The sequence below is a fragment of the Marinobacter goseongensis genome, assembly GCF_023156235.1.
GTDB classification, from domain to species: Bacteria; Pseudomonadota; Gammaproteobacteria; order Pseudomonadales; family Oleiphilaceae; genus Marinobacter; species Marinobacter goseongensis.
Window position 1 is genome coordinate 87355 of the sequence record NZ_JAKZAI010000007.1, and the last position, 23559, is coordinate 110913.

The 23559-nt window shown below is 60.7% G+C and carries 23 protein-coding genes; 12 read left to right on the top strand and 11 right to left on the bottom strand.

The genetic code is table 11. The annotated features are described in order from the left end of the window. Positions 1-150 precede the first annotated feature (150 nt). Together MLC70_RS08070 and MLC70_RS08075 are read left to right on the top strand one after the other, a co-directional pair. Entirely contained in the window at positions 151-1332 is a 1182-nt protein-coding gene (locus MLC70_RS08070; protein ID WP_248182874.1) for an ATP phosphoribosyltransferase regulatory subunit, read from the top strand. A 14-nt stretch (positions 1333-1346) separates the two neighbouring features. Then, positions 1347-2642 (top strand): adenylosuccinate synthase, encoded by a 1296-nt coding sequence (locus MLC70_RS08075; protein ID WP_248182876.1) that lies wholly within the window; start codon positions 1347-1349, stop codon positions 2640-2642. A gap of 68 nt (positions 2643-2710) precedes the next feature. On the opposite strand, the gene cmoB is transcribed toward MLC70_RS08075, so the two are convergent. The 5 genes from cmoB to MLC70_RS08100 are packed head-to-tail and all read right to left on the bottom strand — an operon-like array spanning position 2711 to position 6304. After that, positions 2711-3703: a tRNA 5-methoxyuridine(34)/uridine 5-oxyacetic acid(34) synthase CmoB gene (gene cmoB, locus MLC70_RS08080; RefSeq protein ID WP_248182877.1), complete on the bottom strand. Its 993-nt coding sequence runs from the start codon at positions 3701-3703 to the stop codon at positions 2711-2713. A gap of 9 nt (positions 3704-3712) precedes the next feature. After that, positions 3713-4474 (bottom strand): carboxy-S-adenosyl-L-methionine synthase CmoA, encoded by a 762-nt coding sequence (cmoA, locus tag MLC70_RS08085; protein ID WP_248182878.1) that lies wholly within the window; start codon positions 4472-4474, stop codon positions 3713-3715. After that, complete coding sequence (locus MLC70_RS08090; protein ID WP_248182881.1) at positions 4467-4820, bottom strand: PA3694 family proteiin; 354 nt, start codon at positions 4818-4820, stop codon at positions 4467-4469. Before MLC70_RS08090 ends, cmoA begins: the two co-directional genes overlap by 8 nt. A 34-nt stretch (positions 4821-4854) precedes the next feature. Next, positions 4855-5856 carry a serine/threonine protein kinase gene (locus tag MLC70_RS08095; protein WP_248182883.1) on the bottom strand — a complete coding sequence of 334 codons (1002 nt, stop codon included), beginning with the start codon at positions 5854-5856 and terminating at the stop codon, positions 4855-4857. Positions 5857-5866: 10 nt separating this feature from the next. Beyond that, positions 5867-6304 (bottom strand): hypothetical protein, encoded by a 438-nt coding sequence (locus MLC70_RS08100; protein WP_248182884.1) that lies wholly within the window; start codon positions 6302-6304, stop codon positions 5867-5869. 156 nt (positions 6305-6460) lie between these two features. On the opposite strand from MLC70_RS08100, the gene MLC70_RS08105 reads away from it, so the two are divergent. After that, positions 6461-7603 carry an NAD(P)/FAD-dependent oxidoreductase gene (locus MLC70_RS08105; RefSeq protein WP_427902095.1) on the top strand — a complete coding sequence of 381 codons (1143 nt, stop codon included), beginning with the start codon at positions 6461-6463 and terminating at the stop codon, positions 7601-7603. Here the strand turns inward: MLC70_RS08105 and MLC70_RS08110 are convergent. Beyond that, on the bottom strand, positions 7600-8334 hold the full coding sequence (locus tag MLC70_RS08110) for a ComF family protein (RefSeq protein WP_248182885.1): 735 nt from the start codon (positions 8332-8334) through the stop codon (positions 7600-7602). The two genes, MLC70_RS08105 and MLC70_RS08110, sit on opposite strands and share 4 nt — an antisense overlap. Before the next feature lie 49 nt (positions 8335-8383). Between MLC70_RS08110 and bioB the strand changes: the two genes are divergently transcribed. The 9 genes from bioB to MLC70_RS08155 all read left to right on the top strand — a co-directional run bounded on the left by bioB (position 8384) and on the right by MLC70_RS08155 (position 17931). Further along, positions 8384-9442 (top strand): biotin synthase BioB, encoded by a 1059-nt coding sequence (gene bioB / locus MLC70_RS08115; RefSeq protein WP_248182886.1) that lies wholly within the window; start codon positions 8384-8386, stop codon positions 9440-9442. A gap of 38 nt (positions 9443-9480) precedes the next feature. Beyond that, complete coding sequence (bioF, locus tag MLC70_RS08120) at positions 9481-10671, top strand: 8-amino-7-oxononanoate synthase (protein WP_248182887.1); 1191 nt, start codon at positions 9481-9483, stop codon at positions 10669-10671. Then, entirely contained in the window at positions 10668-11411 is a 744-nt protein-coding gene (locus MLC70_RS08125) for an alpha/beta fold hydrolase (RefSeq protein ID WP_248182888.1), read from the top strand. The genes bioF and MLC70_RS08125 overlap by 4 nt, the downstream gene beginning before the upstream one ends. Next, complete coding sequence (bioC, locus tag MLC70_RS08130; RefSeq protein ID WP_248182890.1) at positions 11411-12226, top strand: malonyl-ACP O-methyltransferase BioC; 816 nt, start codon at positions 11411-11413, stop codon at positions 12224-12226. Before MLC70_RS08125 ends, bioC begins: the two co-directional genes overlap by 1 nt. A 3-nt stretch (positions 12227-12229) precedes the next feature. Continuing rightward, positions 12230-12922 (top strand): dethiobiotin synthase, encoded by a 693-nt coding sequence (gene bioD / locus MLC70_RS08135; RefSeq protein WP_248182891.1) that lies wholly within the window; start codon positions 12230-12232, stop codon positions 12920-12922. A gap of 51 nt (positions 12923-12973) precedes the next feature. Continuing rightward, positions 12974-13219 carry a flagellar biosynthesis protein FlgE gene (locus MLC70_RS08140; protein ID WP_248182892.1) on the top strand — a complete coding sequence of 82 codons (246 nt, stop codon included), beginning with the start codon at positions 12974-12976 and terminating at the stop codon, positions 13217-13219. A gap of 85 nt (positions 13220-13304) precedes the next feature. Then, positions 13305-13910, top strand: a complete 606-nt coding sequence (locus tag MLC70_RS08145; protein WP_248182893.1) for a putative metalloprotease CJM1_0395 family protein — start codon at positions 13305-13307, stop codon at positions 13908-13910. Between the two features lie 241 nt (positions 13911-14151). Continuing rightward, entirely contained in the window at positions 14152-15951 is a 1800-nt protein-coding gene (locus MLC70_RS08150; RefSeq protein ID WP_248182895.1) for an acyl-CoA dehydrogenase C-terminal domain-containing protein, read from the top strand. Positions 15952-16140: 189 nt separating this feature from the next. Next, positions 16141-17931 (top strand): acyl-CoA dehydrogenase C-terminal domain-containing protein, encoded by a 1791-nt coding sequence (locus MLC70_RS08155; protein WP_248182896.1) that lies wholly within the window; start codon positions 16141-16143, stop codon positions 17929-17931. A 91-nt stretch (positions 17932-18022) separates the two neighbouring features. On the opposite strand, the gene MLC70_RS08160 is transcribed toward MLC70_RS08155, so the two are convergent. The 5 genes from MLC70_RS08160 to leuS form a co-directional block, all read right to left on the bottom strand. Then, on the bottom strand, positions 18023-18472 hold the full coding sequence (locus tag MLC70_RS08160; protein ID WP_248182898.1) for an endonuclease: 450 nt from the start codon (positions 18470-18472) through the stop codon (positions 18023-18025). Positions 18473-18846: 374 nt separating this feature from the next. Then, positions 18847-19110 carry a hypothetical protein gene (locus tag MLC70_RS08165; protein WP_248182900.1) on the bottom strand — a complete coding sequence of 88 codons (264 nt, stop codon included), beginning with the start codon at positions 19108-19110 and terminating at the stop codon, positions 18847-18849. A gap of 99 nt (positions 19111-19209) precedes the next feature. Then, on the bottom strand, positions 19210-20217 hold the full coding sequence (gene holA, locus MLC70_RS08170; protein ID WP_248182902.1) for a DNA polymerase III subunit delta: 1008 nt from the start codon (positions 20215-20217) through the stop codon (positions 19210-19212). Positions 20218-20219: 2 nt separating this feature from the next. After that, a complete protein-coding gene (locus tag MLC70_RS08175) occupies positions 20220-20792 on the bottom strand; it encodes an LPS-assembly lipoprotein LptE (protein ID WP_248182903.1) in 573 nt (190 codons plus the stop codon). A 1-nt stretch (position 20793) separates the two neighbouring features. Beyond that, on the bottom strand, positions 20794-23379 hold the full coding sequence (leuS, locus tag MLC70_RS08180) for a leucine--tRNA ligase (protein WP_248183078.1): 2586 nt from the start codon (positions 23377-23379) through the stop codon (positions 20794-20796). Positions 23380-23559: the final 180 nt, after the last annotated feature.

A 23559-nucleotide genomic window follows, 5' to 3' on the forward strand; every position in this document is an offset into this window, starting at 1 on the left:
ACCTCGGTATTCCGGTTTTTTTGTGTCTGGCAACAGTGTAAAATTCGGCCGGTTTTGGTTCGGGTTTTCTCCTGCTCCCGACTTCGCCCTAAATCCTGTGCACTCCCGCCGCCTCTGGTCGACGCGGGGCAGAACGGACAACGGAATCTCATGACAGTATCAGATCGCTGGTTGCTGCCCGATGGCGTGGAAGACATTCTGCCGCCTCTTGCAGGACAGATAGAATCCCTGCGCCGCGACGTAATGGACACCTGCCAGCGCTGGGGGTACCAACTGGTCATCCCGCCGCTGATTGAATACCTCGAAAGCCTGTTTACCGGGACCGGTCACGATCTGGAGCTGCAAACCTTCAAGCTGACCGATCAGCTTACCGGCAGGATGATGGGCGTGCGCGCCGATATGACGCCGCAGGCCGCACGCATTGATGCCCATACCCTCGGCCAGGACGGGATTACCCGCCTGTGCTACGCCGGGCATGTGCTCCACACCCGCCCGCGCCATATGCTGACGGGTCGCACGCCGATTCAGGCCGGTTGTGAGCTGTTTGGCAGTGCTTCCGAGTCTGCCGATCTTGAAGTGATCAGCCTCATGCTGGAAACCCTGCGGGTGGCGGGATTGCCTCGAATCCACCTGGATCTGGCGCATGTTTCAATCTATGAAACGCTGATGGGTGAGGCCCGGTTCGATCGCGATACCTCAGCTGCGATCTTCGACGCCATGGCGCGGAAGTCGGTGCCGGAGCTGGATGAGTTGCTGGGAGACTGTGCCGCGGACTCTGCAGGTGGCCGTCTGCGCGCGCTGGCGCGGGTCAGCGGCGGTCCGGAAGCGCTGGCCGATGCGCGACAGATCCTGGCCGGCGCTCCGGAAGCGCTGACCGCCGCCCTGGATCAGTTGGGGCGTGTCGCGGATCTGCTCACACGGGATTTTCCGGAAATCAGTTTCGGTTTCGATTTCTGTGAGTTGCGGGGTTACAACTACCATACCGGGCTCGTCTTCGCCGCGTATGTGCCGGGTCATGGCGATGCCGTAGCCAAAGGCGGTCGATACGACTCAATTGGCAGCGATTTTGGCCGTGCCCGGCCGGCCACGGGCTTCAGCCTTGATATTCGCGCACTGGTGTCGCTGGGCGAGCGAGTCTCGCGGCGAGCCGGTGCGATCTGGGCGCCGGTCGATGCCGACCCGGCGCTGGAAAGTGTGATTGCCGGTTTGCGGATGACGGAAAGCGTTGTACGGGCATTGCCCGAGGATGCAGACACAGATCCCGCAAAGCGTGGCTGTGACAGAATTTTGGTAAACCGTGACGGCCAGTGGGTCGTGGATCAACTGGGCTGAATTGAGAGAGAATCATGGGTAAAAATGTAGTTGTGCTGGGCACCCAGTGGGGTGACGAGGGAAAAGGTAAAATCGTTGATCTGCTGACGGACAAGGTTTCAGCCGTTGTTCGCTTTCAGGGCGGACACAACGCCGGTCACACGCTGGTGATCGAAGGCAAGAAGACGGCGCTGCACCTGATTCCCTCCGGCATTCTGCGCAAGAACGTCCACTGCATGATCGGTAACGGTGTGGTGCTCTCCCCGGAAGCGCTGCTGAAGGAAGTGCGCGAGCTGGAAGCCAACGGCGTGGCGGTGCGTGACCGCCTGCGTATCAGCCTGGCTTGCCCGATCATTCTGCGTACCCATGTTCGCATCGACCAGGCCCGCGAGCGCGCCAAGGGAAACGACAAGATCGGTACCACTGGCCGTGGTATCGGCCCTGCCTACGAGGACAAAGTGTCCCGCCGCGGTGTCCGGTTGGGTGATCTTTTCAATCCTGTGTCGTTCGAGGAAAAGCTGCGGGAGATCATGTCGTACCACAATTTCGTGCTCACCGAGTATTTCAAGGAAGAGGCCGAAGACATCGATGCCGCGCTGGCCGAGCTGAAACAGATGGGCGAGGAAATTCTGCCCATGGCGGCCGACGTTACCGACATGCTCCACGACTACCGCAAGCGCGGCGAGCATATTCTGTTCGAGGGCGCGCAAGGCTCGCTGCTGGACATCGACCTGGGTACCTATCCGTATGTCACGTCGTCGAACACCACCGCCGGCGGCACCGCAACCGGCTCTGGTTTTGGCCCGCTGTTCCTCGATTACGTGCTGGGTATTACCAAAGCTTACACCACCCGTGTCGGCTCCGGCCCGTTCCCGACCGAGCTGTTCGATGATATGGGCCAGCACCTGGCGGTCAAGGGTAATGAGATCGGCACCACCACTGGCCGTTCCCGGCGTTGTGGCTGGTTCGATGCCGTGGCTCTGCGCCATGCCATCCAGATCAACAGTGTGTCCGGCATCTGCCTGACCAAGCTCGATGTGCTGGACGGCATGGATACGGTGAAAGTATGTGTCGGCTACAAGACCCCGAACGGCGAAATCTTCCGCCCGCCCATTGGTTGCGACACCTACGATGATATCGAACCGGTCTATGCCGAGCTTCCCGGCTGGAAAGAGAGCACTGTGGGTCTGACCACCCTGGAGCAGCTGCCGGAAAATGCCCTCGCCTACATCCGTTTCCTGGAGGAGCAGATCGAGGCGCCGATCGACATCATCTCGACCGGTCCGGATCGGGTGGAAACCATTACCCTGCGACACCCCTTCGGCGAGTAAGGCCGACGCTATGAAAAACCCGCTTACGAGCGGGTTTTTCTGTTCTTGCAGGGTGAAAACGGCTGCGGTCAGGGTTTTTCGGCAATGACGGTGGCCCGTTTGGGGCCAGGGTAGCCTTCGATGGTTTTGCCGGAATCGTCTGGATCGAGAAAATCTTCAAGCGAATTGAAACGCATCCAGTCGGTGCGCCGCTGCTCGTCGATGGTGGTGTCGGTAACATCCACCACCCGGGCATTGCGGAACCCGGTGCGGCCAAGCCAGCGCAGCAGCGTGTCACAGCTGGGCAGGAACCACACGTTACGCATTTGGCCGTAGCGGTCCTCCGGCATCAGGCTGTAGCCCTCGGGGCCATCCACCACCAGCGTTTCCAGAACCAGTTGACCGCCGCGGCGAAGAGTGTCCTTCAGTTCCAGCAGGTGATCCAGCGGCGAGCGGCGGTGATAAAGCACTCCCATGGAGAACGTGGTGTCAAAGGCTTCAAGCCCCGACGGCAGATCCTCCATGCGTATCGGTAGCAGGTCCACCGGTGCGTCCGGGGTGTAGTGTTTAACGCTGAGAAACTGGAACAGGAACAACAGGCCCGGATCAATGCCGATCACCCGGGCGGCGTCGTCCCCCAGCATGCGCCAGCAGTGATAACCCGAGCCGCAACCGACATCGAGAATGCGGCGGCCGCGGAGGTCTGCCAGGTAGGGGGCGACGCGGTCCCACTTCCAGTCGGAGCGCCATTCGGTGTCCACATAGGTGCCGAAAAAGTCGAACGGCCCTTTGCGCCAGGGCATCAGACCCCGCAGACCGCTTTGCAGTTGCGCATGTTGGGTCTGGGTGAGCGGCGCATCGCTGCCCAGAGTGATGGCGGACGCGTCGAGGCGAACGGTCGGGTGATCGATGTCCGGGAGCTGGTCCAGCGCACCCATCCAGCGGGAAATATCGCCGTGGGGGTTCTCATCAAACCGGCGCCGGAGCTGGCCCCTGAGGGTGTCTGCCCAGTGATTCTGCCCGTCGTTCGCGAGTTCCTCAAGAAGTGGCTGGTAGCAGTGCTGCCAGTCGAACGTTGCCATGGTGACTCCTCAAACGCCGGATTTGACGGCAAGCATGGACACGAAATTGAAGCACTGGTACCAGACGATAACCTGGTCAAAGCCCGCCTCCAGCAATCGGTGCCGGTGCTCCTCAAGGCTTTCCGGAATCAGCACCTGTTCGATCGCTGAGCGCTTCTGACTGATCTCAAGGTCGGAATAGCCATTGGCGCGCTTGAATTCGTGATGAAGCCGGGTCTGGATGCCCTGATCCTGCGGTGATTCGAAACGGATCTTTTCCGACAGGATCAGTGCGCCACCGGGGCGGGTGGCATCCGCGATGCGCGCCAGCAGTCTGGCCCGCTCACCGGGCGGCACGAACTGCAGCGTAAAGTTCAGCGTGGTTACGGAGGCGTTCTCAAGGGGGGTTCTGAGAATGTCCTCGCAGCGCAATTGCACCGGCAGAGGGTGGTCATCCAGAGCAATGTAGTGCTCGCAACGCTCGATCATGGCATCGGAATTGTCGACACCGGTCAGGATGCAGTCCGCAAACGGAATGCCGTGGCGCATGGCCAGGGTGGACGCCCCCAGCGAACAGCCGAGGTCGTAACAGTTGCTGCCGGCCTGGGCATATTGCTCGGTGATCACTTCGATCATCGGAATGATGGTGGTGTAGCCCGGTACCGAGCGCCGGATCATGTCCGGAAACACCCGCGCCACCGACGCATCAAAGCGGAAGTCCTCTGGATTGCGTTCGGTGGCAAACAGGCGGTCGGTTTCCTGCACCGGCGGTTTTTGGGGCTTGTCAGTCATTGCCGGATGCGTCCTCTGCTGCCTCCGGCGCCGGCCCGCGGCTACAACGCACGCCACGGTTCTTGTGGTCCACCACAATACCGCGGAAGTCCGGATCAATATCCGCTGCGATGGCCAGGTAGCCCTGCTCGCAGGCGGCGTGGAGTTCCGACGATTTGGGTGACATGCGGAACTCTTCCCCGGGGGTGACGTGAATGGCCTGGAACTCGCCCACCGGAATGTTGTCTTTGTTGTTGTCGTGATCAATGCGGCCGCTGACTTCCAGTACGACAACGGTGGCGATCACGGCACCGATGGCCGTGGCGATCAGACTGCGGACCGTGAATGTGGCCTCTTTCTCGCTCATCAGAACATCTCCGGGTTAGTCGGTTCGGCCGTTATCAGTACTGGCCGGGAATATTGATGGGGGGTGCCTGCAGGGCAGCGAGTTGCTCCCGCATGGACAGAATCTGATCTGACCAGAACCTTGGCTGCACGAACCAAGGAAAGAACCTTGGGAATGCCGGGTCGTCCCAGCGGTTGGCCAGCCAGGCGCAGTGGGCAATCTGGCGATGACAACGCAGTGGCTCGATAAGATGCCGCTCGCGGCGATTGAAGTCACGGAACATCTCATAACCCTCGAGCAGTTCGCCAAACTGCGCGCCACGCTCGGCATCGTCGCCGTTAAGCAATAGCCACAGATCCTGCACCGCGGGCCCGCTGCGGCAATCGTCCAGATCGACAAACAGCATCTGTTCCTCCCGACACAGGATATTGCCCGCGTGGCAGTCGCCGTGCAGGCGCAGGCTGCCCACGTCGCCAGCGTCGTCAATGCGGCGGGCACAGGCGTCCTGCAGGTCGGGAATCAGGCTGTCCCAGGCCGGGCGGAGATCCGCGGGAATCCAGTTGCCCTCAATCAGCAGTCGGTTCTTGCTGGTGATGCCGTCAAGAATGGCCACGGCCGGGCGGTGCTCGAACGGTGTCGTGGCCCCCACATTGTGCAGCTGTCCGAGCCAGGATCCGAGGCGGTAGAGCGTATCGGTGACGCTGGTGTCCGGTGCCTGACCACCCCGTTGAGGGAATACGGCGAACAGGAATTCGTGCCATCGGCCGAGGGTGTCACCCGTGGGCAGCGTCACTGGAGCGACTGCCGGAATCTGTGCCTCGATCAGTTCGGCGGTAAACCGGTGTTCCTCACGGATCTGCGCCTCGGACCAGCGGCCGGGCCGGTAGAATTTGACGATGACCGGCGAGGAGTCCTCGATGCCGATCTGGTAAACGCGGTTTTCATAACTGTTTAGCGCGAACAGCCGCCCGTTGATGACAAAGCCCGCGTTTTCCATGGCATCGAGAATGGTATCCGGCGTGAGGGCGTCGTAGGGATGGCTGGAGGTTTCGGTCATAGAGTCGTTTTCAGTGCCTTGATTCCTGCCGGGCCAGCATGCTGCGGACCTGCATGTTGTTGAGGTGGTACCAGTTCTCGTCGAGCTCCCAGCGAACGCGCGTGATGCCCGACGCGCTAAGCACCAGATTGCCGGCACGCGCCTGTACCCGGGCCAGTTCCCGCTCTGCCATTTGCCAGCCGCGGTCGCCTTCCCTGAGGTTGCGCATGACGGGAAATATGGTGGTGAGCGCGTAGCGGGTGGAGGTGTCGTGGGATCGCAGTGAGCTCATGATGGCAGTGGAGCCTTCCACCCGCAGCACGCGGTGCTGGTAAGGGTAATTCGCCACCATCTCATCGGCCTTGAGCGTCTGGTTAAGGCTGATCACCTCAAACCCGCGCCAACCGAGCCAGCTCACGAAAAGGGCGGCAACCAGCATCACCGTTAAAAACTGCTTCCTGTCTGACATCTCACACCTGCTTCCTGCATGTACGTGAGCCTGAAGTATACCGTTTCCTCGCCAGCATCGTCATGCGAATGCAGCGCTGCCGCAGGCTTTTTCCTTCGGTCTGCGTTCTGCGATACTCTCATCCTCTCAATTCTGGCCGGATTCAATCGGGTGGACATGGAAAAGCGGGCAAAGCCGGACATGCTGGAAGGTTCTCGGTTGGAAAGTTTTCAGATGGATGCCGTGGTCATCGGTGCCGGTGTGGTGGGTCTGGCTATCGCGCGGGAAATGGCGCTGCGGGGTCGGGACGTGCTGGTTGTGGAGCAGGGTGCATCGATCGGTGAGGGCATTTCCTCCCGCAACAGTGAGGTTATCCACGCCGGCATCTATTACCCGCCACAGTCGTTGAAAGCGCAGCTGTGCGTGCAGGGTCGGCGGATGTTGTACAACTACTGCCAGCGAAGACAGATCGATCACCGGAAAACCGGCAAGTGGATTGTGGCGACTCATCCGGACCAGAGGGCGGAGTTGCAGCGCCTGCAGCATCAGGCCGGTCGCAACGGCGTCGACCTGGCGCTTATGGAGGCAGAGGCGACCAGGGCCGCCCTGCCAGGTCTGAAGGTTGTTGGGGCGCTGTATTCCCCGGAGACCGGCATCGTTGACAGCCACGGCCTGATGCTGGCTTTGCTGGCGGATCTGGAAGCCGCCGGTGGTCAACTGGTGACCCGCGCGTCGGTGGAGGCTGCCTGCTCTCGGGCGGGCGAGCATCACCTGACCATCGGCGGCGCCGCGCCCTGCCGGGTGACAGCCCGCACCGTGGTGAATGCGGCCGGGCTGGGTGCGATACCGCTGGCCCGACAGTGGCAGGGACTGCAGCCCTCGGCGGTCCCGCAGCAATGGTTGGCACGCGGCGTGTATTTTGCCTACAGCGGGCGCCATTCTTTTAACAGCCTGGTTTATCCGTTACCGGAGCCTGGTGGCCTCGGCGTTCACCTGACGCTCGATCTTGCCGGGCAGGCCCGTTTCGGGCCCGACGTCGAGTGGATAACACGGCAGGATTACACCGTGGATCCGCAGCGGGTGAGTGTGTTCGCTCGGGGTATCCAGCAGTGGTGGCCCGCGCTGGACGTCAATCGACTTCAACCGGCGTATGCCGGTATCCGGCCCAAGCTGGCAGGGCCGGGCAGCGGCTTCGTGGATTTCAGAATTGACGGACCGGATGTCCATGGGGTACCGGGGCTGGTGAATCTGTTCGGCATTGAGTCCCCGGGGCTCACCGCGAGCCTTGCGATTGCCGGGTATGTTGCTGACCGGCTCTAGCCCGGGGTTCTGGCCAGAGCCCACACCTGAACATCCTCAGCACCGGCATCCCGTAACGCATCGGTCAGGCTGCGCACTGTGGCCCCAGTGGTAATGACATCATCCACAATGGCGATTCGGAGAGGCAGCGGGCGCGTGACGGTGAATACCCCCTGGAGGTTGGCCAACCGTTGCGCCCGGCCGAGATCTCGCTGGGGCCGGGCGTGCCGGCTCCGCCTGACAGTGCGGGCGCACCAGGGAATGGCAAGACGGCGGGATAATGCCTCGGCAATGTCATCAGCCTGGTTGAAGCCCCTTTTCCGCCGGCGACGGCGGTGCATGGGCGCGGGAATGATCAGCTCCGGAACGGACTCGGGGCAGGTACGCAGGTGGTTTTCCAGGTAGTCCCCCAATCCCGCTACCAACGGCCGCGCGAATTTGCGCTGGCCGCGATATTTGTAGCGACCGATCATGGCATCAACCGGATACTGATAGCGCCAGGGGGCCAGTGTGCGGGTGAACGTTGGCGGCGTGCGCATGCATTCGCCACAGGTGAGGGTGCCTGAGGGTATGGCCAGAGGAAGGGCGCAGCGTTGGCAGCGCCAGCGGTTCACCGGCAGGTCGGCGCGGCAACCGTCGCATAAGCCATTGATGGCGCGGTGATCCAGGCAGGCCACGCAATGTCCTGCCCGCATTTCGCTGTTAACCTTTCGTCCAATCAAGGTTGACAGCAGTTCCAGTCCCTTTATCATTCGCTTATCCGTAAACCAGTAGACCTCGAAAGGTTAACAGGGCCCGATTATGACCGCTACCACACTCCGCCACGACTGGACGCTGCAGGAAGCCCGCGAGCTGTTCCAATTACCGTTCAACGATTTGCTGTTCCGCGCCCAGAGCGTGCACCGGGAGTTTTTCGATCCCAACGAAGTGCAGGTGAGCACCCTGTTGTCCATCAAGACCGGTGCCTGCCCCGAGGATTGTAAGTACTGCCCCCAGAGTGGTCACTACAACACCGGCCTGGAAAAAGAAAAGCTTCTGGAAATTGAGAAAGTGGTCGCAGAAGCGAAAGCGGCCCGCGAGAAAGGCGCGTCGCGGTTCTGCATGGGCGCAGCCTGGCGCAGCCCGACCAAGAAGGATATGCCCTACGTGCTCGACATGGTCCGACAGGTCAAATCTCTGGGCCTGGAAACCTGTATGACGCTGGGCATGCTTGAGGAAAATCAGGCGACGGAGCTGGCGGAAGCCGGTCTGGATTACTATAACCACAATCTGGACACCTCCGAGAAGTACTACAGTCACATCATCACCACCCGTACCTACCAGGACCGCCTGGACACCCTGGATAACGTGCGCAAGGCCGGCATGAAAGTGTGCTGCGGCGGCATCATGGGCATGGGTGAAGACGAGGATGACCGGGTCGGCCTGCTGATGCAGCTGGCGAATCTGCCTCATCACCCGGAAAGCGTGCCGGTGAACATGCTGGTTAAGGTCAAGGGCACGCCCATGGAAAACGTGGAGGATCTGGACCCGTTCGATTTCGTGCGCATCATCGCGGTCGCCCGCATCATGATGCCGGCCTCTCATGTGCGGCTGTCCGCCGGCCGCGAGAACATGAATGAGCAGATGCAGGCCCTGTGCTTCATGGCCGGCGCTAACTCCATCTTTTACGGCGAGAAGCTGCTGACCACGTCCAACCCGGAAGCGGATGCCGACATGGCGCTGTTTCGTCGCCTGGGCATTCGTCCCGAGCAGCGTGAGCAGTGTGCAAGCGAGGAGCAGGAGGAGGAGACCATTGCCGAGGCGGTGGAATACGAGGCGACTCGCCACATGTTCTACGACGCCACGCGGGAATCCGCGTAAACCGGCCATGGCCGGGCTCATTGCCAAGGAACTGACCCGTGCGTGATTTTGCGGCAGAACTCGAGCAGCGTAAACAGGCGGGTCTGTACCGGACCCGTCGGCTGATTTCAGGTCCCCAGCAGCCCGAGCTGACTGCGGGAGGCCGGCCCCTGCTGTCGTTCTGCAGTAACGATTATCTGGGGCTGGCGAATCATCCCGCCAATATTGCAGCGCTCCGCGATGCCCTGCCGGAAACCGGGCTGGGCGGTGCTGCGTCCCACCTGATCTGTGGTCATCACGACGCCCATCACCGGCTTGAGGAGCGCCTGGCGACTTATACCCAGCGCAGCTCGGCGTTGTTTTTCTCCACCGGCTACATGGCCAACATGGGGGCCATTTCGGCGCTGGCGGGGCGTGGCGACACCATCTTCTCGGATCGCCTCAACCATGCCTCAATTATTGACGGGTGTATTCTCAGTCGCGCCAGGGTGCGGCGCTATCCTCACGGTGATGTGGCGGCTCTTGAGGGCATGCTGGCGCAGACGCCCGGCCACAAACTCGTCGTCACTGACGGGGTGTTCAGCATGGACGGCGATGTCGCCCCACTGAAGGCGCTGGCCGCCGTGTGTCGCGCTCACGATGCGCTACTGGTGGTTGATGACGCCCACGGTCTGGGTGTTCTTGGACCCGAGGGGCGTGGCAGTGTCGCAGCTCAGGGGTTGTCAGAAGACGATGTGCCGGTTCTGATTGGCACCCTGGGCAAGGCCGTTGGCACCAGCGGTGCCTTTGTGGCCGGCCCCCGGGTGCTCACGGATTATCTGGTCCAGAAGGCCCGTACCTACATCTACACCACGGCGATGCCGCCAGCGCTGGCGGCGGCCACTTGTGCCAGTCTCGATCTGATTGAGCAGGCGAATGACCGTCGAGCGCATCTTGACCTGTTGGTAAACAGGTTCCGCAGCGGTGCCACGGCACTGGGTTATCAGTTGATGCCTTCGGCTACCCCGATCCAGCCCATCATGGTCGGCGACAACTGGGCGGCGCTGGCGCTCAGCGAGGCGCTTGAGGCCAGGGGGTTGTTGGTGACCGCCATACGGCCACCGACGGTGCCGGAGGGAGAAGCGCGGCTGAGAGTGACATTCAGCGCCTCGCACACTCTGGACGACGTTGACCGGCTGCTGCACGGGTTGGCGGAGTGTTATCCGGAAGAGGCGGCCGGCCCTGGCCCCGCGGTGGAACAAACTGCATGAGTGAAGTGTCCGCCGGCACGCTGGTTGTTGTAGGCGGTTGGGGTGTGCGCTGCGAGATGCTCTCAGGGTTGTATGACGGCTGGCCCGGCAAGACGGTGCTGATCAGCCTGGACGACGCGCTCATGACCGCCTGCGATTCCGTGGCGGACGTCGCCGACACCCTGTTGGCCCGGCATCCGGAGCCGGCGGTCTGGCTGGGGTGGTCGCTCGGCGCCCAGGTTGCGATGGCTGCGGCAGCCCGACGGTCCGGTGCGGTGACCGCCGTGATCACGGTCGGTGGATTTCCTCGTTTCACTGCCGCCGGGGGCTGGCGTTCCGGTATGCCGGCCGGCGACTTCAATCATTTTGCCACGGGCATTGCCCGGGATCCGGCGCGCCAGTGGTCGCATTTTTTATGGCTTTTGGTCAACGGCGATAAAGGCGAGCGGCGACTCAGACAACAGCTGAGGCCCTGGCTCGAAGCGGGTTCGCCGGTGTCTGGCGCGAATCTCGACAAAGGGTTGGAGTGGCTTCGCCTGGAGGACCAGCGGGCACTGTGGGCGGAATCGACCACGCCCGCGTTGCACTTGCTGGGCGAGAGGGATGCCGTGGTCAGGCCCTGGGCGGGCTGGTCGGGCATAGCCGGGCGTCATCAGGCGCGTGTGGTCAGCGGCATGGCGCACTGGCCGGCAGGGCAGGCGGCTGAGCGTTGCCGGCAGATGATGGCAGCATTTCTTGAGGAAGCAGGCGGGAAGGTTTGATGGGTATGCCGATGAAGCCCGGTTCGCTGGCCGCGCCGGTTGAAAAGGTCAAGATTGCGACGGATTTCGGCGCGGCAACAGCGACGTACGAGATGGCTTCGCGTCTGCAGCAACGGATGGGAGCCTTCATGATCGCGCGGCTGCCGCCGTTCGAGCCAGGCCGCGCGCCCCTGCGCATCCTGGACCTGGGGTGTGGTACCGGTTATTTCACCCGCCAACTGGCCCGGCGTTACCCCGGGGCTCACGTGACTGCCGTCGATCTGTCCGGCGGTATGATTGACCACGCGCGCAGGAACAGTCCGGAAGGCATCCGCTGGGTGGTCTCCGACGCCGAACAGTTGCCGTTTGCAGACGGCAGCTTTGATGTGGTGTTCAGTAATCTGATGGTGCAATGGTGTGAGCATCCTGATCGGGTGTTTGCAGAATGCCGCCGGGTGCTGAACAGAGGGGGCGTGCTGCAATGTTCCACGCTGCTCGAAGGCAGCCTGCGGGAACTCGCGCAGGCGTGGGCGCAGGCGGATCCCGGCCATCGCCATGTCAATGCGTTCGATACCGCGGCGGCGGTGGCAAAGCAGGTTCATCATCAGCTACCGGGTGCCGGGCTGGACACACAAACGATAGAGCTCGATTACGCTTCGCCGCTTACGCTGGGGCGTGAGCTCAAACACCTGGGTGCGGTCTACAAAGGAGCGGATCGGCGCAACACGCTGACCGCTCCGGGCCGCGTCCGGGCGATGTGTGAGCATTATCCGAAACGATCATGCGGGTCCATTTCCGCATCCTACGAAGCATGCTGGATTTCATACGGTAAGTGAGTCATGGCCAAAAAAACCTTTTTTGTCACCGGAACAGACACCGGTGTGGGAAAAACCATCGCCTCAGCGGCTATCCTTGAGGCCGCCAAAGGCCTGGGCAAACGCACCCTTGCGATGAAGCCCATTGCCTCCGGATGCGATGAATCGCCTTACGGATTGCGGAACGAGGATGCGCTCATTCTGCAGTCGGCGATGACCGAGTCGTTGCCTTATGATCAGGTCAACCCCATTGCCCTGAAGCCTGCCATTGCGCCTCATGTGGCGGCGGAAATCGCGGGGCGGCAGTTGACGGCGCAGCGCCTGGTGGGTTTCTGCCGGGGCATGCAGGTCCGGCCAGCGGATCTGTTGCTGATCGAGGGGGCAGGGGGTTGGCGGGTGCCGCTCAACGATCGGGAAACCTATTCGGCAGTACCCGGAGAAATGGGCATACCGGTGATACTGGTTGTGCCCCTCCGGCTCGGGTGTATCAATCATGCCCTGCTGAGTGCCGAGGCTATTCGCAATGACGGCCTGACCCTCGCAGGCTGGGTGGCGAACCGGCCTGATCAGGAGGTGATGAGCTGTGAGCAGGAAACCCTGAACTACCTGCTGATGGGGCTCGGAGCGCCCTGCCTGGGAGTGATTCCCTGGCAAGTGCAGCCGGACCCCGCCGAACTGGCGCGGCACCTGACTGTGGATGTTTTGTTTGAAAATTGACCAGGTTTGTGGCTTACTGGAGTCAATATTCGGTCATCTGGTGGTCTGGTCATGATCAACAACGCACTGGGAATTGGCATTCAGGGTATCCAGGACGGCATGATGGGCATGGAGAACGCTGCCCGGAAAATCGCCCGCGGTGGCGCCGACGGTCCTCAGGGTACGGCCGATGGCGGCAACTCCCTGATCGAGCCGATCGTTGATCTCAAGCTATACGAGCGCAGCGTCGAGGCGTCCGCCCAAGTGGTCAAAACCGCCGACGAAACTCTTGGCACTCTGCTGGACATCAAGGCCTGAGCGGGCCTGATGTTTGCCTGACACCCGTTGATCCCGGTCGCCTGACCCGATGATATCCGGACCCTCTCCCTCCCTGTATTCAGGAATGTCTCCTGTCCTTCCGCCGGACGGAAACACTGCGGCCTATGGACGCACTAAACCTTCTGGCGCCAGCCCGCGTGGTGGTGAGAATCCGGATCAGGTTGAGCGCGTCAGGGAATCCGCGGCCAGAAATGCGGCGGCCAACGGTCAGAATCTGGACGAGGCGCAGCTGAAGGAGCTGTCGGAACTCAAGGCCCGCGATCGTGAAGTCAGGGCCCACGAGACCGCGCATCAGGCCGTTGGCGGCCAATACGCCGGCGCTATTTCCTACGTCTTCCAACGTGGACCGGATGGCGCTCAGTATGCTGTGGGCGGTGAAGTCTCCATCGATGTCGCTCCGGTTGAGGGGGACCCGCAGGCCACCATCGAGAAAATGCGCGTGGTTCGGGCGGCGGCCATGGCCCCGGCGGAACCCTCGGCGCAGGATCGGTCCGTTGCAGCACAGGCAATGCAGACTATGCTGCAGGCTCAGGTGGAGGTGTCGCGGGAGATGTCGGAGGAGCGTGGCGATGAGCGCCCCGGACTTTCCCGTCAGGCCAGCGAAACCTATCAGGCTGTATCTCGCATCAGTGAACCGGAGCTCGGTGGTAACCGATCGGTAACCGCCTGATTCCATAAGTTTTCTCCCTGTCTTTTTTCGGTTGCAAGCCTTTTGCCCTGGCTGTCCTGGCCACAAAACGCAACACAAATTTCAGAAGCGGCTATTGACAATTCTGTGCCTCTAAACGTATGTTTCAAACAAGTGTTTAATTAAGGCTGTGATGCGATAGCGTCGCAGTGTCTGAGCAAACCCCAAGGCCGAGAGCTGCAACCTGTGTTGCGGACAGGACCGAACATCTGAGGTGGATTCCATGCCTGATTACAAAGCGCCCCTGCGTGACATCAAATTCGTAATGACCGAGCTGCTGGACAGCGAGCAGCACTACGCCAATCTGGAAGGTGCCGAGGATGCAACTCCGGATATGGTTGACGCCATTATCCAGGAAGGTGCCAAGTTCTGTGAGCAGGTTCTGTCTCCGCTCAACCAGGTTGGTGATCGCGAAGGTTGCACCTGGAGCGAAGACGGTGTGAAAACGCCGACCGGCTTCAAGGAAGCCTATCAGCAGTACGTAGAAGGTGGCTGGCCGTCCATGACTGCCGATCCCAACTACGGCGGTCAGGGGCTGCCAAGCTCCCTCGGCCTGGTCATGAGCGAGATGGTCGGCACCTGTAACTGGTCGTTCGGTATGTACCCGGGCCTGAGCCACGGCGCCACCAACACCATCGAAGAGCACGGCACCGAAGAGCAGAAACAGACCTACCTCACTAAACTGATCAGCGGTGAGTGGACCGGTACCATGTGTCTGACCGAGCCGCACTGCGGTTCTGACCTGGGCACCCTGCGTACCAAGGCTGAGCCGAATGCGGACGGCACGTACGCCATTACCGGCACCAAGATCTTTATCTCTGCCGGTGAGCACGACATGGCGGAGAACATTGTGCACATCGTTCTGGCCCGCCTGCCGGGCGCGCCGGAAGGCACCAAGGGTATTTCCCTGTTCATCGTACCCAAGAGCCTGCCGAACGAAGACGGATCTGCTGGTGAGCGTAATGCGGTTTCCTGTGGCTCTATCGAGCACAAGATGGGTATCCACGGCAACGCCACCTGTGTAATGAACTTCGACGGCGCCAAGGGCTGGCTGATCGGGCCGGAGAACAAGGGCCTGAACTGCATGTTCACCTTCATGAACGTTGCCCGTATCGGTACAGCGATTCAGGGTCTGGGCGCTGCGGAACTGGGTTTCCAGGGCTCCCTGACCTACGCCAAGGATCGTCTGGCGATGCGCTCCCTGAGCGGCCCGAAGAACCCGGAGGGTATTGCGGATCCGATCATCGTTCACCCGGACGTGCGTCGTATGCTGCTGACCCAGAAAGCCGTGGCCGAAGGCGCCCGTGCGCTGATTTACCTGACCGCACAGCAGGCTGACGTCGTTCAGCGTGGCAAGACCGAGGAAGAGCGCAAGGCGGCTGACGAAGCGCTGGGCTTCCTGACACCGATTGCCAAGGCGTTCCTGACCGAAATCGGTTATGAAGCTGCCAACCTGGGCATGCAGGTGTTCGGTGGTCACGGTTTCATCGCCGAGTGGGGCATGGAGCAGAACGTACGTGACGCCCGCATCGGCATGATCTACGAGGGTACCACCGGTATCCAGGCGCTGGACCTGCTGGGCCGTAAGGTTCTGATGACCCAGGGCGAGTCTCTGAAAGGGTTCACCAAGCAGGTACATGTGTTCTGCAAGGAAAATGCTGACAACGACCAGCTGAAGGAATTCCTTGAGCCGCTGGCGGCGATGAACAAAGAGTGGGGCGATCTGACCATGAAGATCGGCATGACTGCGATGAAGAACCGCGAGGAAGTCGGTGCTGCATCCGTGGACTACCTGATGTATTCCGGTTACGCCGTATTCGCGTACCTCTGGGCCCGCATGGCCAAGGTTGCGCTGGACAAGATGGCCGACGGAACCACGGAAGAAATGTTCTACAACGCCAAGGTTCAGACTGCGCGCTTCTACTTCAAGCGTATGCTGCCCCGTGCCAAGGCTCACGCCGAGAGCATGCTGGCCGGTGCTGACAGCCTGATGGATATGCCGGAAGAAGCCTTCGCCCTCTGAGGCGCGGGCAGGTAACCCAGAAAAAGCCCGCTCTCCCCGGAGGCGGGCTTTTTTCATGAGTTAGCGACGCCAATAGGGTAGAATACTGCCCGATAAAAATAACCTTGAGCGGACACATAGCCGAGCGGCACGTTAAAGCCCATCATAGCGGGCGTGCCGACAGACTGACTGCAATTTGGAGAGTTTTTGATGGCTGATTATCAGGCCCCTTTACGTGACATGCGCTTTGTTCTGAACGAAGTTTTCGATGCCCCGGCACTCTGGGCTTCGCTGCCAAAAGTAGCGGAGAACGTGGATCCGGACACCGCTGACGCCATTCTGGAAGAAGCCGGGAAAATCACCAGTGGCGTGCTTGCGCCGCTGAACCGGGAGGGTGACGAGCAGGGCACCCAGTGGAACAACGGTGAGGTGACCTCCCCTGAAGGCTTCAAGGAAGCCTATCAGACCATCGTGGAAGGTGGCTGGAACGGCCTGGGTGGTAACCCGGAATTCGGCGGTATGGGCATGCCCAAAACCCTGGTCGCCCAGTTCGAAGAAATGATGCAAGGCGCTAACATGGCGTTCGGCCTGGCACCGATGCTGACTGCCGGTGCCTGCCTGGCCCTTGATGCCCACGGCAGCCAGGAGCTGAAAGAAAAGTACCTGCCCAACATGTATTCCGGTGTCTGGTCCGGCGCCATGGATCTGACCGAGCCTCATGCCGGTACCGATCTGGGTATTATCCGCACCAAAGCCGAGCCGAACAGCGACGGCTCCTTCAACGTCACAGGTACCAAGATCTTCATTACCTGGGGCGAGCACGACATGGCGGAGAATATTATCCACCTGGTGCTGGCCAAGCTGCCCGACGCCCCGAAAGGCCCGAAGGGCATCTCCCTGCTTCTGGTGCCGAAGTTCCTGGTCAATGAAGACGGTTCCCTGGGCGAGCGTAACAGCTTCAGCTGCGGCTCCATCGAGAAGAAAATGGGCATCAAGGGCTCAGCCACCTGCGTGATGAACTTTGACGGCGCCAAGGGTTGGCTCGTAGGTGAGGAGAACAAGGGCCTGGCGGCTATGTTCACCATGATGAACTACGAGCGTCTGGGTGTTGGCATCCAGGGCATTGGTGCCGCTGAGGCATCACTGCAAAGCGCCCGTGAGTACGCGCTTGATCGTACCCAGAGCCGTGCCCCGACCGGTGCCCAACAGCCGGAGAAAGCGGCCGACCCGATTCTGGTGCACCCGGACGTTCGCCGCATGCTATTGACCATGAAGAGCTATGTGGAAGGCGGCCGTACGTTCTCGACCTACGTTGCCCAATGGTTGGACATCTCCAAGTACGCCGAAGACGACGAGCGTCGCAAGCACGCCGAAGGCATGGTGGCGTTGCTGACACCGGTCGCCAAGGCGTTCCTGACCGACCGTGGTCTGGATGCCTGTATCATGGGTCAGCAGGTCTTTGGTGGTCACGGCTTCATCCGCGAATGGGGTCAGGAGCAGTTGGTCCGGGACTGCCGTATCACCCAGATCTATGAGGGCACCAACGGCATTCAGGCGCTGGATCTCATGGGCCGAAAGGTGGTGGGCAGCCAGGGTAAACTCTATGAGCTGTTCGCAAACGACGTGGCTGCGTTTATCGAAGAAAACAGCGGCGATCAGAACCTGCGCCCCTACCTCGAGCCTCTGGCGGCTGCGTTCGAGCGCCTGTCCGATGTTACCGAGCACGTGATCAAGCAGGCGGGTGACAACCCCAATGCTGTCGGTGCTGCCTCCGTGGACTATCTGGATCTGTTCGGTCTGACCGCGCTGGGTTACATGTGGGCGAAAGTCGTCAAGGCCGCGGCTCCAAAAGCCGAGGGCGACACGTCCGGCTTTTATACCGGCAAGCTGAAGACCGCACGTTTCTACTTCGACCGCCTGCTGCCCAAGACAGTGTCACTGGCGGAAGGCATCCGCAGTGGCAGTGAATCGATGATGGCGTTAACTGCAGAGGAATTCTGATCGCTCGCGTTCAGAAGATATTGCGGACATGAAAAAGGCAGATCCCGGAAGGGATCTGCCTTTTTTGTCCGTAGACATAACCCGGGAAGAGCTACAGATTTGCCATCCGGTCGGGATTGGTGACAAACGGGTTGTCATTGCCCTGAAGCTCGCTGATCTCACGGTGTCGGGTCAGCTCCCGGTCATCCGGAGGATCCACCCTGTTCCAGCCTTTGAATACGGTGGAGGTTCCCACCCAGGGCAGATCGTAGGTATCGACCATGTAGGCGACGGTCCGTGCCACGTCGCCTTTGACCGGGGCCGGGGGCTCGAAGAACTGCGCGCTTTCGCGATTGCCGCATTCGTCCTCCCGGGCGCCGGCTCCCAGTTGCTCATAGCGGGCGTTGCGGCGACGTATTTCCACGCGGGTAGCTACCGGTACCATGTTATGAAGATCGGAAGCGATCTGCCGATATCGATCGTCATTGCTGCATTGGTTTGATGTGCCGCAGCCCAGTGAGCTGCGCACGACCGCCAGTGGGTAGACGTGACCTTCGGTCATGATGAAGCCCTTGCTGGTAAAAGGCGTTTCACAAAAGAAGGATGTGCCACCGTCAGCGTAAAGAGTGCCCCAGAACTGGTCTCGCGCAACCGTATCGGGATCACTGAATCTGGTGTTCTGACCAATAACTAGCGGGGGTAACAGAAGAAGAGAGAGTGTCAGTAAGGTTAGTCTTTTTTTATTCATATCGGTTTATACCTCGCAGTGTCTGCAAACGCCTTTGCTATTCAGGCCACCCTTGGTTGAATGTTAACCCGTGATGGACAAGAAAATGACGCTTGGTTCACTAAACACTGTGAAGTATGGCACAGAGGCTCGGTGAATCAGAGCCTCTGGTGTCTTGTTTTGTATTATTGTGTTAACTCGTTGCGTCGTTATTTCAAGCGGTCGCGGATGCGTTCATAGCCGGCCCGCACTTCTTCGCCCAATCGTTGCGCCGTCTGTTTGGCATCGTGGGTTGCATCCTCGGCATCGTGCAGCACGAGATCGAGCTTGTTGCGGAACTTCTCCCAGTCTTTTTCGAGATCATCCCACTCGTCTTTCACGTCCTCCCGTGCCAGATGCAGCTGAACCCGGGCCTCGTCACGATACTGCCTGATTTTTTCCGACAGCTTTTTGAGATCTTCCTGAAGATTCATATCAGTCACCTCCTTTGAGTGATGGTGCTTCTACAATGCTCCGGAATTCGAAAAGCTGCAAGGGTGCCGTTCACAGGGGCGGTGCGGGATTGATCTGGATCAGGTGCGGCGGTGGAGATGGGTCGCCATATCCTCGAGGAAATGCCAGGGCGAGCCGGGATCGAAACCCTTGGTGGCGCGATCAATGCTGCTGCACAGTTCCAGCGCTTTGTGCAGCTGTGGTCGGGAGAGGCGGCGCGCGGCCTGCTCAATGATGCGTGCCCGTTGAGGCTGAAACACGCCGCGCTGTTTGAGGAAGCCGGCGGGGGCCTCTCTGCGCCCGAGGGCCGCGCTCAGTTCCAGTGTCAGATTCAGGTCACGGGTCAGAACCGCGAGCAGTCCCAGCGGGTTCTCGCCCTCCTGCCGAAGCACACCGATCATCTTGCGGGCATGCGCAGCGCGACCGGCAAGCAGCTCGGTAACCAGCTCAAAGCCGTTGAAGCGGGAGCTGTCCTGCACCGCCTGTTCTATGGCCTCCTCATCAATGGTTTTTGCGTCGCCAAACAGTGCCAGACGATCGAGCTCCTGACTGGCGGCAAGCAGATTCCCCTCGAGCCGTTCCGCGAGCATGGCGAGCGCACCGCGGGTAAGCTGCAACCCGCGGGCGGTGGATCGCTGCTGCAGCCAGCCGGCAAACTTGTCCCCGTCCACCGGCCAGACCGGCACGTGAACACCTTTGTTCTGGAGCTCCTTGTACCATTTACGCCGTGTTTCGGCGGCATCGAGCCGGGCGCTGATCAATATCAGGATGATGTCTTCCGGGGGATTCTGGAGCACACGCTCCAGCACGGCGCGGCCGTCGCCGAGTTTGCCGGTGGGCAGATGTATCTCGATGCGGCGTTTTTCCGCGAACAAGGACAGCGCGCTGAACTCCTCGCCTACGGCGTTCCAGTCCAACTGGTGATCGGCATGATAAGTCATGCGGTCGTGAAACCCGGCTGCGCGCGCGGCGGCTCGAACCTGATCGCAACTTTCCTGAACCAGCAGCGGCTCATCCCCGGAGATCAGATATACCGGTGCGAGGGACTTTTTCAGTAGCTGCGGAAGTTGCGCCGGTTGGGTTTTCATAATCAGCGGCTATCCTGGCTGCTATCCTCTTCCGCCGCTCTCCGTATTTCGGCAATGCGGGCGTCGGTCAGCGGCGCGAGGCGAAAGATGACCTGCTGTGCCAGGCGGTCGAACAGTTGCTGGCGAAGCTCCTGCTCCTCCCGCTGTTTGGCCAGTACGTTGGTTTCGTCGAACCGGTAGGTTTCGCTGCTGTTGAGCCGGGTTTCGGCAATCAGCGGCAGTTCCTCGCGGGTCAGCACCTCGATAGTAACAATCTGTCGCAGCGTGTATTCGGCGGCTGCGGCCTGCGCGGTAATGGCATTGGCGCGCCGGTCCTGTTCGAAGCTCTGCAGGCGCAGGAGGAAATCGGCTTCATCGGGCGAGCGTACGTCGATGTCGCCAAGCTCCAGTTGTTCTTTTACTGCCTGGCAGAGCTCGGCTGGAATCTGCTCAACGCAGGACACTGCCAGCGGCTGAAGACCCGGCGGCACCGGAGGGGCACCGCGCAATTGAAAACCGCACCCTGCCAGGGCAAGGCACAGTGTTGCGACGCCACTAAGGCGGGCAATCCTGGCGGTGTGGGCTCTCAGGGTCATATCAATTGGCCACCACGTTGACGAGTTTGCCGGGCACCACGATCACCTTGCGGACCGTCTGGCCTTCGGTGAAACGAACCACGTTCTCGTTCTCCAGGGCGAGCTTTTCCAGCCCCGCCTTGTCGATGTCCGCCGGCACATCCGCCTTTGCACGAACCTTGCCGTTCACCTGCAGAACGACCTGGATCTGGCTGCGCACCATGGCGCTTTCGTCTGCCTTTGGCCAGGTGGCATCCACCACCGGGGTGTCATGACCCAGCGCCTGCCAGAGGCGGTGGCAGATGTGAGGTACGATCGGCGACAGCATCAGTACGGCCACTTCCAGCGCTTCCTGACGCACGGCGCGGCTCTGGGGTTCGTTGTCGCCGAGGCGGCTGACCTCGTTCAGTAGCTCCATCACCGCCGCAATGGCGGTGTTGAAGGTCAACCGGCGGCTGATGTCGTCGCTGACCTTGGCGATGGTTTCATGGGTTTTGCGGCGCAGATCTTTCTGGGCATCGTTCAGGGCATCAATGTCCAGCGGCGGAACAGCGCCGCCGTCACTCAATTCGCCCACCAGCCGCCAGAGGCGCTTGAGGAAGCGATGTGCGCCTTCGACACCGCTGTCAGACCATTCCAGAGACTGTTCCGGGGGCGCTGCAAACATCATGAACAGGCGCACGGTGTCGGCGCCGTGCTGATCAATGATGGCCTGGGGATCAATGCCGTTGTTCTTGGACTTGGACATCTTGGTGACGCCGCCCACTTCCACCGGTTGCCCGTCCTGCTTGTGGACCGCACCGGTAACATGACCTTTGGCGTCTCGCTCCACGGTTACGTCGGCGGGGGAAATCCAGGTCTTGCCACCGTTGGCGTCGTCCCGGTAGTAGGTTTCCGCCAGCACCATGCCCTGGCAGAGCAGGCGGTTAAACGGCTCGGAACTGGTGACCAGGCCTACGTCCCGCAACAGTTTGTGGAAAAAACGGGCATACAGCAGGTGCAGGATCGCGTGCTCGATCCCGCCAATGTATTGGTCTACCGGCAGCCAGTAGTTGGCCGCGGCCGGGTCCAGCATGCCCTGGTCGTAGTTGGGGCTGCAGAAGCGGGCGTAGTACCAGGAAGACTCCATGAAGGTGTCAAAAGTGTCGGTTTCCAGGGTAGCAGGCTGGCCGTTGTAAGAGGTTTTCGCCCAGTCAGGGTCGGCTTTGATGGGCGACTGAACGCCGTCCATTTCCACGTTTTCCGGCAGCGTTACCGGCAGCTGGTCATCCGGAACCGGGCGCTCGGTGCCGTCCGCCAGAGTCATCATCGGAATGGGTGCCCCCCAGTAACGCTGTCGGGACACGCCCCAGTCGCGCAACCGGTAATTAACGGTGCGGCGGCCAATGTCCTGGTCTTCCAGATAGCTTGCGATCTCATCAAAGGCTTCATCGCTGGTCAGGCCGCTGTACTTGCCGGAAGACACCAGGGTGCCCTTCTCGGTAAATGCCTTTTCCTGTACATCAATTTCGCGGCCATCCAGCGCGGCGATCACCTGCTTGATCGGCAGGCGGTATTTCAGCGCGAATTCGTGGTCCCGTTCGTCGTGCCCGGGTACCGCCATCAGGGCGCCGGTGCCGTAGTCTGTCAGCACGAAGTTGGCGATCCAGACAGGAATTTCTTCCTGGGTCAGCGGATGGATGGCCTTGAACCCGGTGTCGATGCCTTTCTTTTCCATGGTGGCGAGCTCGGCTTCGGCCACTTTGCTGTTGCGGCATTCGTCCACAAACTCGGCGACATCCCGGTGACGCTCGGCAGCGGCCCGGGCCAGCGGATGCTCTGCAGCCACCGCCATGTAACTGACCCCCATCAGGGTATCCGGTCGGGTGGTGTAGACCGTCAGGCCCTCATCACTGCCTTTCAGCGGGAAGGTCAGTTCGGTGCCCACAGATTTGCCGATCCAGTTGCGCTGCATGGTCTTGACCTGCTCGGGCCAGTCTTCCAACTGATCCAGGTCGTTGAGCAGTTCTTCGGCATAATCGGTGATGCGGATAAACCACTGGGGAATCTTTTTCTGCTCGACCAGCGCGCCAGAGCGCCAGCCGCGACCATCCACCACCTGTTCGTTGGCCAGAACCGTCTGATCAACCGGGTCCCAGTTGACGGTGGACATCTTTTTGTACACCAGGCCCTTCTCGTAGAGGCGCGCGAAGAACCACTGTTCCCAGCGGTAATAGTCCGGCTTGCAGGTGGCCAGTTCGCGGTCCCAGTCGTACCCGAAGCCGAGCTGCTTGAGCTGATTCTTCATGTATTCGATGTTGGCGTAGGTCCACTTGGCAGGCGCGGTTCGGTTGGCAATGGCGGCGTTTTCCGCCGGCAATCCGAACGCGTCCCAGCCCATGGGCTGCATGACGTTCTTGCCCTGCATGCGCTGATATCGGGAGATGACATCGCCGATGGTGTAATTGCGGACGTGCCCCATGTGCAGCTTGCCGCTCGGATAGGGGAACATGGACAGGCAGTAGTACTTCGGTTTGCCGGGCTCTTCCCTGACGGTGAAGGTTTTGTTCTCTTCCCAGAAAGTGCGTGCACTCTGTTCTACGTCACGTGGATTGTATTGCTCGTCCATTCCTGCCATTACCGAAATTACCTTGTGTGGAAAATAAAACCCTGTATCAAAACGATGTCCGGAGCGGGCCGGACATTCTAACGCACACAAGGACTAACAGGTAGTCTGCCAATTTGCGGAACCTGTGCCAGACTTAGAGCAGTGGCGCAGGTCGCCCTGGCTGCCAACGCCCCCCACGTT

Coding starts and splice junctions, on each gene's coding strand:
- cmoA (WP_248182878.1), bottom strand. CDS start 4,474: ATGACTGACAAGCCCCAAAAACCGCCGGTGCAGGAAACCGACCGCCTG.
- bioC (WP_248182890.1), top strand. CDS start 11,411: ATGGGTATGCCGATGAAGCCCGGTTCGCTGGCCGCGCCGGTTGAAAAG.
- MLC70_RS08155 (WP_248182896.1), top strand. CDS start 16,141: ATGGCTGATTATCAGGCCCCTTTACGTGACATGCGCTTTGTTCTGAAC.
- MLC70_RS08090 (WP_248182881.1), bottom strand. CDS start 4,820: ATGAGCGAGAAAGAGGCCACATTCACGGTCCGCAGTCTGATCGCCACG.
- bioB (WP_248182886.1), top strand. CDS start 8,384: ATGACCGCTACCACACTCCGCCACGACTGGACGCTGCAGGAAGCCCGC.
- holA (WP_248182902.1), bottom strand. CDS start 20,217: ATGAAAACCCAACCGGCGCAACTTCCGCAGCTACTGAAAAAGTCCCTC.
- bioD (WP_248182891.1), top strand. CDS start 12,230: ATGGCCAAAAAAACCTTTTTTGTCACCGGAACAGACACCGGTGTGGGA.
- leuS (WP_248183078.1), bottom strand. CDS start 23,379: ATGGACGAGCAATACAATCCACGTGACGTAGAACAGAGTGCACGCACT.
- MLC70_RS08175 (WP_248182903.1), bottom strand. CDS start 20,792: ATGACCCTGAGAGCCCACACCGCCAGGATTGCCCGCCTTAGTGGCGTC.
- MLC70_RS08105 (WP_427902095.1), top strand. CDS start 6,461: ATGGAAAAGCGGGCAAAGCCGGACATGCTGGAAGGTTCTCGGTTGGAA.
- MLC70_RS08165 (WP_248182900.1), bottom strand. CDS start 19,110: ATGAATCTTCAGGAAGATCTCAAAAAGCTGTCGGAAAAAATCAGGCAG.
- cmoB (WP_248182877.1), bottom strand. CDS start 3,703: ATGGCAACGTTCGACTGGCAGCACTGCTACCAGCCACTTCTTGAGGAA.
- MLC70_RS08100 (WP_248182884.1), bottom strand. CDS start 6,304: ATGTCAGACAGGAAGCAGTTTTTAACGGTGATGCTGGTTGCCGCCCTT.
- MLC70_RS08125 (WP_248182888.1), top strand. CDS start 10,668: ATGAGTGAAGTGTCCGCCGGCACGCTGGTTGTTGTAGGCGGTTGGGGT.
- MLC70_RS08160 (WP_248182898.1), bottom strand. CDS start 18,472: ATGACCGAAGGTCACGTCTACCCACTGGCGGTCGTGCGCAGCTCACTG.
- MLC70_RS08070 (WP_248182874.1), top strand. CDS start 151: ATGACAGTATCAGATCGCTGGTTGCTGCCCGATGGCGTGGAAGACATT.
- MLC70_RS08145 (WP_248182893.1), top strand. CDS start 13,305: ATGTCTCCTGTCCTTCCGCCGGACGGAAACACTGCGGCCTATGGACGC.
- MLC70_RS08095 (WP_248182883.1), bottom strand. CDS start 5,856: ATGACCGAAACCTCCAGCCATCCCTACGACGCCCTCACGCCGGATACC.
- MLC70_RS08075 (WP_248182876.1), top strand. CDS start 1,347: ATGGGTAAAAATGTAGTTGTGCTGGGCACCCAGTGGGGTGACGAGGGA.
- MLC70_RS08110 (WP_248182885.1), bottom strand. CDS start 8,334: ATGATAAAGGGACTGGAACTGCTGTCAACCTTGATTGGACGAAAGGTT.
- MLC70_RS08150 (WP_248182895.1), top strand. CDS start 14,152: ATGCCTGATTACAAAGCGCCCCTGCGTGACATCAAATTCGTAATGACC.
- MLC70_RS08140 (WP_248182892.1), top strand. CDS start 12,974: ATGATCAACAACGCACTGGGAATTGGCATTCAGGGTATCCAGGACGGC.